General features: G+C 71.4%; 11 protein-coding genes and 1 riboswitch. Of the genes, 4 read left to right on the top strand and 7 right to left on the bottom strand.

The genetic code is table 11. The features are described from left to right. Positions 1-3 precede the first annotated feature (3 nt). A complete protein-coding gene (locus SS2_RS02145; RefSeq protein ID WP_066460730.1) occupies positions 4-1,074 on the top strand; it encodes a methylenetetrahydrofolate reductase in 1,071 nt (356 codons plus the stop codon). Between the two features lie 9 nt (positions 1,075-1,083). Next, entirely contained in the window at positions 1,084-3,453 is a 2,370-nt protein-coding gene (gene metE, locus SS2_RS02140) for a 5-methyltetrahydropteroyltriglutamate--homocysteine S-methyltransferase (protein WP_439646286.1), read from the top strand. Between the two features lie 80 nt (positions 3,454-3,533). Here metE and SS2_RS02135 read toward each other — a convergent pair whose 3' ends face one another. Beyond that, on the bottom strand, positions 3,534-3,998 hold the full coding sequence (locus SS2_RS02135) for a GNAT family N-acetyltransferase (RefSeq protein ID WP_066460728.1): 465 nt from the start codon (positions 3,996-3,998) through the stop codon (positions 3,534-3,536). 90 nt (positions 3,999-4,088) lie between these two features. Here SS2_RS02135 and SS2_RS02130 point away from each other — a divergent pair, with 90 nt between their 5' ends. Continuing rightward, on the top strand, positions 4,089-4,982 hold the full coding sequence (locus SS2_RS02130) for a sugar phosphate isomerase/epimerase family protein (protein WP_066460727.1): 894 nt from the start codon (positions 4,089-4,091) through the stop codon (positions 4,980-4,982). Positions 4,983-5,158: 176 nt separating this feature from the next. Continuing rightward, a complete protein-coding gene (locus SS2_RS02125; RefSeq protein WP_066460726.1) occupies positions 5,159-6,607 on the top strand; it encodes an SDR family NAD(P)-dependent oxidoreductase in 1,449 nt (482 codons plus the stop codon). Positions 6,608-6,694: 87 nt separating this feature from the next. Here SS2_RS02125 and SS2_RS02120 read toward each other — a convergent pair whose 3' ends face one another. The 6 genes from SS2_RS02120 to SS2_RS02095 form a co-directional block, all read right to left on the bottom strand. Continuing rightward, positions 6,695-7,117 (bottom strand): (deoxy)nucleoside triphosphate pyrophosphohydrolase, encoded by a 423-nt coding sequence (locus SS2_RS02120; RefSeq protein ID WP_083941545.1) that lies wholly within the window; start codon positions 7,115-7,117, stop codon positions 6,695-6,697. 52 nt (positions 7,118-7,169) lie between these two features. Next, entirely contained in the window at positions 7,170-7,415 is a 246-nt protein-coding gene (locus tag SS2_RS02115; protein WP_066460724.1) for a LuxR C-terminal-related transcriptional regulator, read from the bottom strand. Positions 7,416-7,796: 381 nt separating this feature from the next. After that, a complete protein-coding gene (gene gcvH / locus SS2_RS02110) occupies positions 7,797-8,168 on the bottom strand; it encodes a glycine cleavage system protein GcvH (protein WP_066460723.1) in 372 nt (123 codons plus the stop codon). A gap of 66 nt (positions 8,169-8,234) precedes the next feature. Next, the gene (gene gcvT, locus SS2_RS02105) at positions 8,235-9,380 is read right to left on the bottom strand and encodes a glycine cleavage system aminomethyltransferase GcvT (RefSeq protein ID WP_066460722.1); all 1,146 of its coding nucleotides are present in this window, start codon (positions 9,378-9,380) and stop codon (positions 8,235-8,237) included. Continuing rightward, on the bottom strand, positions 9,377-12,415 hold the full coding sequence (gene gcvP / locus SS2_RS02100) for an aminomethyl-transferring glycine dehydrogenase (RefSeq protein WP_066460721.1): 3,039 nt from the start codon (positions 12,413-12,415) through the stop codon (positions 9,377-9,379). The genes gcvT and gcvP overlap by 4 nt, the downstream gene beginning before the upstream one ends. Before the next feature lie 213 nt (positions 12,416-12,628). Continuing rightward, positions 12,629-12,731, bottom strand: a riboswitch (glycine riboswitch). A gap of 65 nt (positions 12,732-12,796) precedes the next feature. Further along, positions 12,797-14,002 carry an aminotransferase class I/II-fold pyridoxal phosphate-dependent enzyme gene (locus SS2_RS02095; RefSeq protein WP_066460720.1) on the bottom strand — a complete coding sequence of 402 codons (1,206 nt, stop codon included), beginning with the start codon at positions 14,000-14,002 and terminating at the stop codon, positions 12,797-12,799. Between the last annotated feature and the right edge of the window lie 69 nt (positions 14,003-14,071).

The raw sequence follows: 14,071 nt of genomic DNA, 5'->3' as shown, positions 1-14,071 counted from the left end.
CCCATGACGGCTTCCGACGTACCTCCGACCGCTCCGGCGGCGGTTCCCCTGTCCGTGCACGAGAGCGCCCACATCCGGCCGCCCTCGCGTCAGCGGCCCACGATCTCCTTCGAGCTCATGCCGCCCCGCAACCCGTCCGCCGCCCCGAAGTTCTGGGGCACGGTCGAGCGCCTCATCGCGGCCCGCCCGGACTTCGTCTCGGTGACCTACGGCGCCGCCGGCGGCGACCGAGACACCGCGCGCACGGTGATCAGCCGGATCCTCGAGCACGCCCCCGTGCTGCCGATCGCCCACCTCACCTGCGTCGGCGCATCTCGGGACAACGTCGCCGAGGTCATCGACGAGTTCCTCGCTGAGGGCGTGCGCAGCTTCCTGGCGCTGCGCGGGGACCCCCCGCGCGACCAGCCGGACTGGCGCCCGCACCCCGACGGCGTGCACTCCTCCGACGAGCTCGTCGCCCTGCTCCGCGAGGTCGAGGCCACCCGCTGCGCCGCCAACCCCTCCACCGCCCTGCGCTCAGCCGCACGCCCGCTGACCATCGCGGTGGCCACGTTCCCCGACGGCAACCTCGCCGCCGGCACCACCCGCACCCAAGAGGTGCAACGGCTCCTGGAGAAGCAGCAGGCGGGGGCGAACTTCGCCATCACGCAGCTGTTCTACGAGGCCAGCACATACATCGACTTCGTCACCGAGGCCCGCGCGGCCGGCGTGACGATCCCGATCCTCGCGGGGATCCTGCCCATGACCGACCCCTCCCGGCTCGCCCGGGTCGCCTCGCTCACCGGCGTCCCCGCGCCGTCGGCCCTGGTCCGTGAGCTGGATGCTCTCGACGACCCGGCCGCACGCCACGCACATGGCATTCGCGCCTCGGTCGAGCTCGCGAACGCCGTCCTCGCAGCCGGAGCCCCGGGCCTGCACATCTACACCTTCAACAAGCACGAAGCCGCACTTGACCTGCTCGAGGGCGTACACCTCGGCGGCGGACCAGCTCACCCGGACTCCTCGGGCACTGGTTCTGACCTGGCCAGCGGGCCGTGGGTCGGCGCATCCCAACCAACCATCGCACTGACCTAAGGGATGACCATGACGACACCTCACGAGCGCAGCTCTGCCTCCACCCCGGGAACGTTCCCGGCATTTCCGGCCGGATCGATCCTCGGCTACCCCCGTATCGGCCCGCGCCGCGAGCTGAAGAAGGCGGTCGAGTCCTTCTGGGCCGGACGCATCGACGCCGCCGAGCTCGAGGCCGCCGCCGCGACCCTGCGCAAGCGCACCCGCGACCACCTCGTCAGCCTCGGCCTGTCCGCGGACGACGCCGCCATCCCCGGCTCCTTCTCCTTCTACGACCAGGTGCTCGACGCCGCAGCGACCGTCGGCGCCGTCCCGACCCGCTTCGCCGGGCTCACCGACGCCGACGGCGGCCTGGACCTGGCCGGGTACTTCACCGTCGCCCGCGGCGCCGGTGACGACGCCCCGCTCGAGATGACCAAGTGGTTCGACACCAACTACCACTACCTCGTCCCCGAGATCGGCCCGGACACCGAGTTCCGCTTCGCCAGCGACCGGATCGTGCGGGAGTTCGCCGAGGGCCTGGCTGACGGCGTCACCACCCGCCCCGTGCTCGTCGGCCCGGTGACCTTCCTGCTGCTGAGCAAGGCTGCCGACGACGCACCCGCCGGCTTCCAGCCGCTCGACCGCCTCGCTGATCTGCTGCCCGTCTACGTCCAGGTGCTCACCGCCCTGGCCGCCGCCGGCGCCCCGTGGGTCCAGCTCGACGAGCCCGCGCTGGTCACCGACAACATCGACGTGCCGCTCGGCGACGTGCTCACCGCGGTGACCACCGCCTACCGCACGCTCGCGACCGACCTGGCCCGCCCCGAGCGCCCGGCCATCGTCCTCGGAGCGCCCTTCGGCGACCTGCAGGAGGCCCTCGCCGTCGTGGCCGCGACCGACGTCGAGGCGCTGGCCATCGACCTGGTCAAGGGTTCCGGGCCGACCAGCCCGGTCGCCGGGCTGGAGACCAAGACCCTCGTCGCCGGTGTCATCGACGGCCACAACATCTGGCGCGCGGACCTGTCCGCCAAGCTCGAGATCGTCGAGCGCCTCGAGGTGCTCGGGGCCGGCGCGATTACGGTGGGCACGTCCACCTCGCTCCAGCACGTCCCGCACACCACGGCCGACGAGCCGGACCTCGACGAGACCCTGACGAGCTGGCTGGCCTTCGCCGACGAGAAGGTCGCCGAGGTCGTCACCTTGGCCGAAGGCCTCACCGAGGGCCGCGAGGCCATCCACGCCCAGCTGCTCGCCGCGAGCGCGGCGGTCGCCTCCCGTGCCAGCGCGACCGGCGTCGTCGTGCAGGCGGTGCGTGAGCGCACGGCCGCGCTGTCCGGTGCGGACTTCCACCGCGGCCCGGCCGACGAGCGTCGCGCGGCGCAGGCGGAGCGGCTCAACCTGCCGCTGCTGCCGACCACGACCATCGGGTCCTTCCCCCAGACCCTCGACATCCGCAAGGCCCGTGCCGCGCACGCCAAGGGCGAGCTGTCCCTGGAGGCCTACGAGGAGGAGATGCGCGCGGAGATCAAGCGCGTCGTCGAGCTCCAGGAAGAGATCGGGATCGACGTGCTCGTGCACGGCGAGGCCGAGCGCAACGACATGGTGCAGTACTTCGCCGAGCTGCTCGACGGCTTCGCGGTGACGCAGAACGGGTGGGTGCAGTCCTACGGTTCGCGGTGCACGCGACCGTCGATCCTGTGGGGCGACGTCTCCCGCCCGGCACCGATGACCGTGCGCTGGACGCAGTACACCCAGTCGCTGTCGACCAAGCCGGTCAAGGGCATGCTCACCGGCCCGGTGACGATCATGGCCTGGTCCTTCGTCCGCGACGACATCCCGCTGGGGGAGACCGCGAACCAGATCGGTCTGGCGCTGCGCGACGAGATCGGCGACCTCGAGGCCGCCGGCATCGCCATCATCCAGGTGGACGAGCCCGCCCTGCGCGAGCTGCTGCCGCTGCGCAAGGCGGACCAGGGCGCCTACCTCGACTGGTCGGTGAGCTCCTTCACGCTGTCCACTGCGGGGGTGCGCCCGGACACCCAGATCCACACGCACCTGTGCTACTCCGAGTTCGGCGAGGTCATCGGCGCGATCGACGCCCTCGACGCGGACGTCACCTCGATCGAGGCGGCCCGCTCGCGCATGGAGATCCTGCCTGACCTGCGCGGCTCCGGCTTCTCCCGCGGCGTGGGCCCGGGCGTCTACGACATCCACTCCCCGCGCGTGCCCTCCCAGGAGGAGGTGACCGAGCTGCTCGAGCTCGCGGTGAAGTCAGTGGACCCCGCGCTGCTGTGGGTCAACCCGGACTGCGGGCTCAAGACCCGCGGCTACGCGGAGACCACGCCGTCGCTCGAGCACCTGGTCGGTGCTGCGCGCGCGGTGCGCGCTCAGCTCGGCTGACCCGCTGCTGAGAGCACCCTGCTGAGAGGCTGTCGGCGTGGCACCCCCGGGTGCCGCGCCGGCGGTCTCTCACAGGTCTCTCACAGGGTCTTGGTCATCAGCGCGGCCGGTCCCAGCACGGTGGTGACCTTGTCCAGCACCCGCCACCCGGTCTTCTCGTAGAGCACCTGGGCGTGCTCGGTGACCAGGTAGAGGATGCCTTCCCCGCGAGCGCGGGCCAGGTTCTCCACCTCCTGGCCCAGCCGGGTGGCCAGGCCGTGACCGCGGTGCTCCTCGTGGACGAAGACCCCAGCGAGCCACGGCGTGAGGTCCGGTCGCTCGGGGAGGTCTGCCGGCCACAGGCTCGCCATCCCGATCGCGTGCCCGTGCTTGACCGCGACGACCGTGGCCGGACCGTCACCGTCGCTGTCCTCGTGGGGAGTGAACTTCGTGACGGCGCGCGCCAGGGTGCTCCCGCTCTGACTCCCCCACAGCCCGAACGACCAGGCCGCGCACACCTCGATGTGCTCGGGGTGCTGGCTCAGCAAGACGAACTCGATGCTCATCCTCCAGTTCTACCCGACCCCTGGTGCCTCCACCCGCGCAGCCGGGCGTCGTCGTCTCCCCGATGTCCTTGCGGCACTAGTGTGGACGGTATGCCTGACATCGCCCCGGACGCCCCGCGGCCCACCTCCAGCGACGCCGCCATCAAGGTGACCCTGTCCAGCGCATCTGTGTATCCGCGCAAGGTTGCCTACGCCTTCGAGCTCGCTGCCGAGCTCGGTTATGACGGGTTGGAGGTGATGGTGTGGTCGGACCCGACCACTCAGGACGACAACGCTCTGGTCCATCTGGCCCAGCAGTCCGGCGTCCCGATCCGCTCCATCCACGCCCCGACCCTCCTGGTGAGCCAGAACGTCTGGGGCGCCAAGCCCGGGCCCAAGCTCGCCAAGGCTGTCGACATGGCCCAGTCGCTGGGGGCAGACACCGTCGTGGTGCACCCGCCGTTCGCCTGGCAGCGCAAGTACGCCCGCCAGTTCGTGGACCAGGTGCACGCGCTGACCGCGGAGTCCGGACTGACCATCGCCGTGGAGAACATGTACCCGTGGCGTCCCCGCAAGCACGACTACGGCGCCTACCTGCCCGGCTGGGACCCCACCGAGCACGACTACGACTCCGTCACCCTCGACCTGTCCCACGCCGCGACCGCACGCCAGGACTCGCTGCAGATGGCCAAGGCCTTCGGCAGCCGGCTGCGTCACGTGCACCTCACCGACGGCACCGACTCCGGCATGGATGAGCACCTCGTCCCCGGCCGCGGCACCCAGCCGGCGGCGAAGCTGCTCCAGCACCTGAGCAGCACCGGCTGGCAGGGGGACGTGGTCGTCGAGATCGGCACCCGAAAGGCCCGCACCGCCGCCGAGCGGTATGACGACGTCGCCCAGTCCCTGGCCTTCGCCCGCACCTACCTGACCCCCGGCACCGAGGCGCAGTTCGTCCCCACCCCCGCCCACCACCGCCCCGACGACGCCTGGGACCCCACCGCCTGACCCCACCCACCCCTCCCCACCCAAGCCCCTCGCTGAGTGCTGGGTTGTGCACGCGACACGCCGGTGTCGAGCGTGCACAACCCAGCACTCAGCGGGTGGGTGGGGGTGGGGAGGGGGTTGTGGCTGGTGGGGACGGGTGGGTCTGAGGGAGCGGGAAACGGGGGATAATCGGTGTCATGCCTATCGATCCTGCCGAGCTCGCTGCTGCCGTCCGCGTGCTCGAGGCCGCGAACCTCCTCGACCCCGAGCACCCGGACAAGATCGCGCTGCAGCGCGCCACGGCCAAGCTCTACAAGACCGTCAAGAAGCAGCGACGCGACGCCGCGAAGGACGCGATCCGCTCCGCGGACAACGCCGTCATCGCCGCGACCGCGACCGGGGCCCCCACCCGGATCGACGACGAGACGCAGGGCCTGGAGCTGCTGCCCGCAGCGACCGGCCACTCGGCCGGAAAGCTCATCAAGTCCCAGGCCTGCTACGTGTGCAAGCAGCAGTACAACGACGTGGACGTCTTCTACCACCAGCTCTGCCCCGAGTGCGCTGCCCTCAACCGGGACCGCCGCGACGCCCGCACCGACCTCACCGGCAAGCGCGCCCTCCTGACCGGCGGGCGGGCGAAGATCGGCATGTACATCGCGCTGCGGCTGCTGCGCGACGGCGCGCACACCACCATCACCACGCGCTTCCCCAACGACGCCATCCGCCGCTTCAAGGCCATGGACGACGCCGACGAGTGGATCCACCGCCTGCGGATCATCGGCATCGACCTGCGCGACCCCGCCCAGGTCGTGGCCCTGGCCGACGACGTCGCCGCACAGGGCCCCCTCGACATCCTCATCAACAACGCGGCCCAGACCGTGCGCCGCTCCCCCGGCGCCTACGCCCCGCTCGCCGCGGCCGAGGACTCCGAGCTGCCGGGCGGGTACCTGCCCGAGACGCTGACCTTCGGGCGCAGCCACGACACCCACCCGGCCTCGCTGGAGGGCACCGTCCCGACCGAGGCCACAGCCATCGCCCACGCGAGCGTGACCAGCGCGGACCTGCTCACCAAGCTCGCGCTGACCGCTGGCTCGGCCTCACTGGACCGCGTGGCCAACGCGACCGCGATCGACGCCGCCGGGCTGGTCCCGGACCTCGTCTCCTCCAACTCCTGGGTCCAGAACGTCGAGGACGTGGACCCGTTGGAGCTGCTCGAGGTCCAGCTGTGCAACTCCACCGCGCCGTTCATCCTCATCAGCCGGCTGCGGGAGTCCATGCGCGCGGCGGCCGCCGAGCGGACGTACATCGTCAACGTCTCGGCGATGGAGGGGCAGTTCTCCCGCGGGTACAAGGGCCCCGGCCACCCGCACACGAACATGGCCAAGGCAGCGGTGAACATGCTCACCCGGACCAGCGCGCGCGAGATGTTCGAGACCGACAACATCCTCATGACCAGCGTCGACACCGGGTGGATCACCGACGAGCGGCCGCACACCACGAAGGTGCGCCTGGCGGAGGAGGGCTTCCACGCCCCCCTCGACCTCGTCGACGGCGCGGCGCGGGTCTACGACCCCATCGTGCGCGGGGAGCTGGGCGAGGACGTCTTCGGCTGCTTCCTCAAGGACTACAAGCCGTCCGCCTGGTGAGCCGGGGGGTGGACCTGGTGGCCTGAAGGGCGGCCAGCGGGACGCCTCAGAGGGGATGGGCCGGTCGGCGGAGAGATCCGCCGCCGGTCACTCCTGGAAATACGGCGCGAGCGCCTCGACGATCCGGACGTCGCCGTCGAGCCACGGCACGTCGAAGAAGGCGGCCGGCGTCAGCCAGCGCAGCTCGTCGTGCTCGATGAGGGGTTGGGGCTCGCCGTCGACCACACGGGCGAACCACAGGCGCATGAGGTGGCGGTCGGTGATGGTCCAGCCGCCGTCGTCAGGCCCGACGAGCTCGGTGCCCAGCTCGACCTGCACGCCCAGCTCCTCGTGGAGCTCGCGGTGCAGGCCCTCGACCGGCGTCTCCCCGGGATCGACCTTGCCGCCGGGGAACTCCCAGCGGCCGGCAAGGTGCTCGGGGCGCGACCTGCGCGCAGCCATGAGCATCGTCGGACGGGTGAGGTCGTCGACGAGCACGGCTGCCACGACCAGGACGGGTGTGCTTGACATACCTGAGATTGTTCCAGGCATGTGTGTCATGCGTGTGACGTCCTCGCGTGGGTCACCCTTCGCTGGTGTACAGACCTGCTGCGCGGGCCCACTCCACAGCCTCGGAGCGGGTGGAGACACCCAGCTTGCGGTAGACGCTGCGCACCTGGGACTTGACGGTGTTGCGCGTCACGAACAGCTTCGAGGCTATCTGCTCGAGCGTCACCTCTTCAGTGAGGTTCGACAGCACTACGCGCTCGCGTCGCGTGAGTGAGCCGTTTGACGCCTTGGCCGTTCCTTGCAGCTCCATCGTGGTCATTCTTCCTCCAGCCCTTCCCGGCGGCCCAGCGAGTCTGGATCAGTGCCCGGTTCCATCTGTCCTAAGGAGAGACGCCCTGACCGGGGGTCTATGACGCGGATTTCACCCTGAGTTTGGGAGATTTCCCCCGCTGCGGGTGATGACACGTCGCTCCGTTGGTGTATCCGCAGGTCATCGGCGTTTTTCGTGACCTGCGAGGCCGTCGGCCGTCCCGAATCTCTCCACAATCCCCTGAATACTCCTCCAATCCAACCACCTCCTGGCAGATCCGCACTCCCGGCACACCGGACAGATCGTCAGATAAAGGCCGAATCGGGTGGGCGGCGCATCGGCCGAAACCGGACGCCCCGTAAGGCGCCCACCCGATTCGTTATGAGACCGTTAGAAACCGACCTTAGCCTCATACTCGGCTGCCGTCAGGACGGGACCGACCTCCGAGACGTCGACCTTGATGAGCCAGCCCGCCCCGTAGGGGTCGGAGTTGAGCAGCTCAGGGCTGTCCACCGCGGCGGCGTTGACCTCCACCACGGTGCCGGTGACCGGCGAGAAGAGCTCGGAGACGGACTTGGTGGACTCGACCTCACCGATCACCGACCCGGCCGTGATCGCGGTGCCCACGGCGGGCAGCTCAAGGTAGACGATGTCACCCAGAGCGTCCTGAGCGGTCCAGGTGATGCCGATCGTGGCGGGCGAGCCGCTGGTGAGCCACTCATGCTCGGCGGTATAGGTGAGGTCAGCGGGGAAGTTCGTCATCGTGGTCTCCTGAACGGGTTGAGCGAAGGATGGGACGGGGGCAGAGGCTGGCTGTGGTGACCTGGGTCAGGACCGCGGCCGGCGGTAGAAGGGCAGCTCGACGACCTCGACAGTCTCGCCCCGGCCGCGGACGTCGACCGCGAGCCGGGTGCCCACAGCGGACACCTCCGGCGTCACGTAGGCCAGGGCGATCGGGTACCCGAGCGTGGGGGACGGCGCCCCCGACGTCACGTGCCCGATGACGAGGTCGAGCTTGGTCGCGTCGAAGGCGACCGGGTACCCCGCCCGCGCGGGGCGGCGTCCGTCGACCTTGAGCCCGACGAGGACCCGCGCGGGCTGAGAACCCTTGCGGGAGGCCAGCGCCTCACGGCCGACGAAGGGCAGCGGCTCGCCGTCCGGCCCGGTCTTGTCCAGGCGCACCACGCGCCCGAGCCCTGCCTCGTAGGGCGTGGTGGTGAGGTCGAGCTCGTGGCCGTAGAGCGGCATGCCGGCCTCCAGGCGCAGGCTGTCTCGGCAGGACAGGCCCGCCGGGACCAGTCCGGCCGGTTCCCCGTGGGCGAGCAGCGCCCGCCACAGCGCCACCGCGTGGTCCGCGGGGACGAACAGCTCGAAGCCGTCCTCCCCCGTGTACCCGGTGCGGGCGACGAGCACGTCGATCCCGGCGACGACGGCGCCGGTGATGGCGTAGTACTTCAGCCCGGCGACGGCGGCGGCGGACTCGGGGCTGGCCAGCGCGGTGACGATGCCCTCGGCGAGGGGGCCCTGGACGGCGACGAGCGCCGTCTCGGGCGAGGTGAAGGTGACCTCGGCGTCGAAGCCGACGGCACGCTCGACGAGCTCGCCGTGCACCACCTCGGCGTTGCCCGCGTTGGCGACCACGAGGAACTCGGTCTCCCCCGTGCGGTAGACGACGAGGTCGTCGATCACCGCACCGTCCTCCTGGGCGATCATCGTGTACCGGGCCCGGCCCACCTCGAGGGTGCTCAGCCACCCGACGAAGGCGTAGTCCAGCGCCGCACCGGCCTGCGGCCCGGTCAGCGTGATCTCGCCCATGTGGGAGAGGTCGAACAGGCCTGCCGCAGTGCGTACCGCGTTGTGCTCGGCCAGGTCGGAGCCGTAGCGCAGCGGCATCTGCCAGCCGCCGAACTCCGTCATCGAGGCACCGAGGGCGACGTGCTCGTCGTGCAGCGGGGTGAACCGTTCGGTGCTCATGCGTTCTCCTTGGTCACGATGGGCGCGGCGGGCGCGGTGGCGGGCGGCGCAGCAGATGCTGCGACGTCGTCGGCGTAGGCCTCGATGGGCGGGCAGGAGCACACGAGGTGACGGTCGCCGCGGGCGCCGTCGATGCGGCGCACCGGCGGCCAGTACTTGCTCGCGCGCAGCGAGGCCAGCGGGTATGCGGCCAGCTCCCGGGAGTAGGGCTTGTCCCAGGAGTCGGAGACGACGGCGGCCGCCGTGTGCGGGGCCTGGCGCAGCGGCGAGGAGGCCAGCTCCCAGGTCCCCGCGGCGACCTCGTCGATCTCGGCGCGGATGGCGAGCATCGCAGCGATGAACCGCTCGATCTCGGCGAGGTCCTCGCTCTCGGTCGGCTCGACCATGAGCGTGCCGGGCACCGGGAAGGACAGCGTCGGGGCGTGGAAGCCGTAGTCCATGAGGCGCTTGGCCACGTCCTCGGCGGTGACGCCGGTCGCCGCGGTGAGCGGACGCAGGTCGAGGATGCACTCGTGCGCGACGAGGTCGCCCGGACCGGTGTAGAGCACCGGGAACGCGTCGGTGAGCCGTGCGGCGAGGTAGTTCGCCGAGACGACGGCCATCTCCGTGGCCCTGCGCAGCCCGTCCGGTCCCATGAGGGAGACGTAGGCGTAGGGGATCGGCAGGATGCTCGCGGAGCCGAAGGGCGCCGCGGAGACCGGGATGCCGGTGCTCGGGTCGAGCGGGTTGCCGGGCAGGAACGGCACGAGGTGCGCGGCCACGCCGACCGGGCCCACGCCGGGCCCGCCGCCGCCGTGCGGGATGCAGAAGGTCTTGTGCAGGTTGAGGTGGGAGACGTCCCCGCCGAAGGTCCCCGGCTTGGCCAGGCCCACGAGCGCGTTGAGGTTGGCCCCGTCGATGTACACCTGGCCGCCGACGGCGTGCACGAGGTCGCAGACCTCGCGCACCCCTTCTTCGTAGACGCCGTGCGTCGAGGGGTAGGTGATCATGATCGCGGCCACCTGCGGGCCGTGCGCCTCGAGCTTGGCGCGCAGGTCCGCCAGGTCGATCTCACCGTCGGGCGCGGTGGCCACGACGACGACGCGCATGCCGGCCATCGCAGCTGACGCGGCGTTGGTGCCGTGCGCCGACGCGGGGATGAGGCAGATGTCGCGACCGGTCTCCCCGCGTGAGCGGTGGTACCCGGCGATGGCGAGCAGCCCGGCGAACTCACCCTGCGACCCGGCGTTCGGCTGGACCGAGACCGCGGCGTAGCCGGTGATCTCGGCGAGGTTCACCTCGAGGGTCGTGATGAGCTCGGCGTAGCCCTGCGCCTGCTCGGTGGGCGCGAAGGGGTGCAGGCCCGCGAACTCCGGCCAGGAGATGGGCTCCATCTGCACGGCGGCATTGAGCTTCATGGTGCACGAGCCGAGCGGGATCATCGTCCGGTCGAGGGCGAGGTCCTTGTCGGCCAGGGTGCGCAGGTAGCGCAGCATCTGGGTCTCGGAGTGGTGCGTGTGGAAGATCGGGTGCTGGAGGTAGTCGCTTGTTCTGAGGTATGCGTGGGGCAGGGATTGGGGGAAGCCCGGCCCGCCCGCGGCGACTTCGTCGCCGATGCCCGAGCCACGCCCTGCCGGGCTTCCCCCAATCCCTGCTGCTGTTGAGAAGACTGCGGCGAGCTGTTCCACGTGGAACGGGGTGGTGGTCTCGTCGCAGGCGATCTGGAGGTGGTCGGCGTCGGGGGCGTGGAGGTTGATGCCGGCGGCGTCGGCGGCTGCGAGCAGGGCTGCTGCGCGGCCGGGGACGGCGAGGCGGACGGTGTCGAAGTAGGTGTCGTGCTCGACGGTGAGGCCGGCGGCGCGGGCGGCGTCGGCGACGGCGTCCGCGCGGGCGTGGACGCGCTCGGCGATCGCCTTGAGGCCTGCGGGGCCGTGGTAGACGGCGTACATGGAGGCGACGATGGCCAGCAGCGCCTGGGCGGTGCAGATGTTGCTCGTCGCCTTCTCCCGGCGGATGTGCTGCTCACGGGTCTGCAGCGCGAGGCGGTAGGCCACGTCGCCGTCGGCATCGACGCTCACGCCGACCAGGCGGCCAGGAAGCATCCGCTCGATGCCCGTGCGCACCGACATGAAGGCGGCGTGCGGGCCGCCGTAGAACAGCGGGACACCGAAGCGCTGAGCGGATCCGACGACGACGTCCGCACCGAGCTCGCCGGGTGCGGCGAGCAGGGTGAGGGCGAGCAGGTCCGCGGCGACGGTGACGAGCGCGCCGGCGGCCTTGGCCTCGGCGACGAGCGGTGCGAGGTCGCGGGCGTGCCCGCTCGCGCCGAGCTGCGCCACCACGAGGCCCACGACGTCGGCGTCCTGCTGGCCGGCGGCCGCCAGAGCAGCCTCGACCCCGGCGGCAAAGCCGCTGGTCAGGTCGGCGATCACGACGGGCAGGCCGATGGCCTCGGCGCGGCCCAGGGTGACGGCGAGGGACTGCGGGAACAGGTCGGCGTCGAGCACGACGACGCCGGGGCCGGCCGTGGCCGGGCGCTTGGCTGCGCGCCACATGAGGGCGACGGCCTCCGCGACGGCGGTGGCCTCGTCGAGCAGGGAGGCGTTGGCGACGTCTAGGCCGGTGAGGTCGCAGACCACGGTCTGGAAGTTGAGCAGGGCTTCCAGGCGGCCCTGGGAGATCTCCGGCTGGTAGGGCGTGTACGCGGTGTACCAGGCGGGGTTCTCCAGCACGCCGCGACGGATGACCGCCGGGGTGATGGTGTCGTAGTAGCCCAGGCCGATCATCTGCGTACGGGTCTGGTTCTTCGCGGCGATGGCGCGCAGGTCGGCGAGGACCTCGGCCTCGGTGCGGGCCGCGGGCAGGTCCAGGGGCCCGTCCAGGCGGATGGAGGCCGGGACCGCGGCGTCGATGAGGGCGTCGACGCTCGGGTAGCCGAGGTGGTCGAGCATGAGGGCGACGTCGTCGCGGGAGCCGGCGGAACCGTCCCGGGGGCCGATGTGGCGGTTGACGAACACGTCGTCTGCGGTCGCGTGCGCGGGGTGAGGCGTGGTCACGGGAGGCTCCTGTGGTCGGGGACGGCGGCAGCCGACCCCATGGGCATGGATCCTCCCCGCTCTGTCATCGGACCTGGACAGCCCGAGTGACCGGGCGGGAGGGTCTACCTGAGAGTTTGGCCCGCGACGGTGAGCGGGCTTGCCCCTTCGGTGAGGCACGCGGCGGGACTCCCCGTAGGGAGGGCCGCCGTCGGGCCTGCTGTTCAGAGTTGCCTCGCCGCGGCGGTACGTGAGCCTGAGAGTTTCCCGGGGAGGGTTTGCTCCTTCGGCGCCTGAGGTGATGGGTGGCCTCTCAGGACTCTCCCACCGCGGTTCGAGCAGCGCGATATGCGGTTGTGCTGCCAACTTTACAGGCGCAGGGACCTGCGGGAAGGCACCGTCTCACCCGGCGCGCGTCCCGTCCAGGCCCGCCTGCCACGCCACGATCCGGTCGACCGCCTCGGCGACGACCTCGGGGGCGGCCGCGAAGGACAGCCGGACCCAGTCCGTGCCGCGGACCGCGTCGAAGTCGGTGCCCGGGGTGAGCGCCACACCGGTCTCGGCGAGCAGCCGCGCACACCAGGTGACCGAGTCGAGGCCGGAGCGGGAGATGTCGGCGTAGACGTAGAAGGCGCCGTCGGCCGGGGCGACCGGACCCCAGCCGAGGTCGCCGAGGCGGTCCAGGACGAGGCGCCGGGAGACGGCGTACTGCTCGACGTTCTCCCGGGCGGCGGCGTAGCCCTCCGCGCTGAAGGCGGCGATGCCGGCGTGCTGGGCGAGGGCCGGCGGGCACAGCGCGACGTTGCCGGCGAGGGCGTCGACGGGGACGACGAGGTCCTCGGGCAGCAGCAGCCAGCCCAGCCGCCAGCCGGTCATCGCCCAGTACTTGGAGAAGGAATTGACCACCACGGCCCCGCCACCGAGGAAGGCCGCCGCGGTCGCGGCTCCGGCGCCGGGGGCCGCCGCGCCGTCGGCGTCGTAGGAGATGCCGTGGTAGATCTCGTCGCTGATGAGGCGGACGTCGTAGTCCTCGCACCAGGCCGCGAGCGCGGCGAGGTCGTCGGCGGGGAGCATCGTGCCGGTCGGGTTGGCCGGGCTCGCCAGCACCAGTCCGTCGAGGCCGCCGTCGTAGTAGGCCTGCTGCAGCTGGGAGATGGTCGGCTGGTACCGGGTCTCCGGGCCGCAGTCGAGCTCGACGACCTCGCAGCCGAGGGAGGTGAGGATGTTGCGGTAGGCCGGGTAGCCCGGGCGCGCCAGCGCGACGCGGTCCCCGACGTCGAAGGCCGCGAGGAAGGCGAGCATGAACCCGCCCGAGGACCCGGTGGTCACCGCGACCTGCGCGGGTGAGACGTCGACGTCGTACCAGCGGGCGTAGTGGTCGGCGATCGCCTGGCGCAGGGCCGGTGCGCCCATCGCCTCGGTGTAGCCGAGGTCCCCCGCGGTGAGCAGGTCGATCGCCCGGCGTCGCACGGCGTCGGAGGCGCCGGTGGATGGTTCGCCCGCGCACAGGTTGAGCACGGACCGGCCCGCAGCCCGCAGCGCATTCGCCTCAGCGAGCACCTCCATGACCGCGAAGGCGGGAACCTGGGACCGACCGGAGATCTTCATCTGACCATCCTCTCCTACGCCCTCCGCCGAGTGCGGGATGTCGGCTGCCCTCTCCTACGCCCTCCGCCG

The sequence above is a fragment of the Sanguibacter suarezii NBRC 16159 genome (assembly GCF_001552735.1).
GTDB classification, from domain to species: Bacteria; Actinomycetota; Actinomycetes; order Actinomycetales; family Cellulomonadaceae; genus Sanguibacter; species Sanguibacter suarezii.
This window is presented reverse-complemented; position numbering and strand designations above follow the sequence as displayed.

Coding starts and splice junctions, on each gene's coding strand:
- SS2_RS02135 (WP_066460728.1), bottom strand. CDS start 3,998: ATGAGCATCGAGTTCGTCTTGCTGAGCCAGCACCCCGAGCACATCGAG.
- SS2_RS02130 (WP_066460727.1), top strand. CDS start 4,089: ATGCCTGACATCGCCCCGGACGCCCCGCGGCCCACCTCCAGCGACGCC.
- SS2_RS02095 (WP_066460720.1), bottom strand. CDS start 14,002: ATGAAGATCTCCGGTCGGTCCCAGGTTCCCGCCTTCGCGGTCATGGAG.
- SS2_RS02125 (WP_066460726.1), top strand. CDS start 5,159: ATGCCTATCGATCCTGCCGAGCTCGCTGCTGCCGTCCGCGTGCTCGAG.
- SS2_RS02115 (WP_066460724.1), bottom strand. CDS start 7,415: ATGACCACGATGGAGCTGCAAGGAACGGCCAAGGCGTCAAACGGCTCA.
- SS2_RS02145 (WP_066460730.1), top strand. CDS start 4: ATGACGGCTTCCGACGTACCTCCGACCGCTCCGGCGGCGGTTCCCCTG.
- metE (WP_439646286.1), top strand. CDS start 1,084: ATGACGACACCTCACGAGCGCAGCTCTGCCTCCACCCCGGGAACGTTC.
- SS2_RS02120 (WP_083941545.1), bottom strand. CDS start 7,117: ATGTCAAGCACACCCGTCCTGGTCGTGGCAGCCGTGCTCGTCGACGAC.
- gcvH (WP_066460723.1), bottom strand. CDS start 8,168: ATGACGAACTTCCCCGCTGACCTCACCTATACCGCCGAGCATGAGTGG.
- gcvT (WP_066460722.1), bottom strand. CDS start 9,380: ATGAGCACCGAACGGTTCACCCCGCTGCACGACGAGCACGTCGCCCTC.